The following is a 791-nucleotide window of genomic DNA, read 5'->3' as shown; positions in this document are numbered from 1 at the left end:
GCTGAGTGCGCCCTGGNTCAGAACACACTGACCATTGGTGCTGCCGGTGAGCAAGACGAGGACGGGGTAAAGCAGGCGTTGCAGGGGTTGATTCCCTGGCGCAAGGGCCCGTTCGAGTTCTTTGGCGTGCCTGTGGAAACAGAATGGCGTTCTGACTGGAAGTGGCAACGGGTGGCGCCGCATTTGTCACCGTTGGCGGGGCGACGGATTCTCGATGTGGGCTGTGGGAGCGGTTACCACTGCTGGCGCATGGCGGCCGCCGGCGCCAGTGCGGTCGTGGGGATCGATCCGACCATTCTGTTTCTGGTGCAGTACCTGGCAGTGCGCCGCTATGCCCCTGAGTTGCCCGTGTGGTTCCTGCCTTTGCGCATGGAAGAGCTGCCGGCAGACGGTGGGCAATTTGATACGGTGTTTTCCATGGGCGTGTTGTACCACCGGCGTTCCCCGTTGGACCACCTGCTGGAATTAAAGGGTGCATTATGCGCCGGCGGCGAGCTGGTGGTGGAAACCCTGGTGGTGGAAGGGGATGAGCGCACCGTGCTGATGCCGGAAGATCGTTACGCAGTCATGCGCAATGTCTTTTTCCTGCCTTCCGTGGCTATGCTCACCCGCTGGCTGGAACGGTGTGGTTTTGTGGATGTGCGGTGTGTGGATGAAAGCGACACCACGGTGCAAGAGCAGCGATCCACTGACTGGATGCGTTTCCAGTCGCTCCCGGATTTTCTGGATCCGAACGACCACCGCCTTACCCGTGAAGGTTACCCGGCGCCACGCCGCGCAGTGCTGGTTGC

General features: G+C 61.3%; 1 protein-coding gene. It reads left to right on the top strand.

All coding sequences use genetic code 11. The features are described 5' to 3' along the window. Positions 1 to 791, top strand: a 791-nt coding sequence (gene cmoB / locus A3754_RS03595; RefSeq protein WP_082904751.1) for a tRNA 5-methoxyuridine(34)/uridine 5-oxyacetic acid(34) synthase CmoB, incomplete at both ends; no start/stop codon positions are given.

The sequence above is a fragment of the Alcanivorax sp. HI0083 genome (assembly GCF_001635175.1).
The sequence above is the reverse complement of the archived record's forward strand: the minus strand, read 5'-3'. Positions and strand labels throughout refer to the sequence as shown.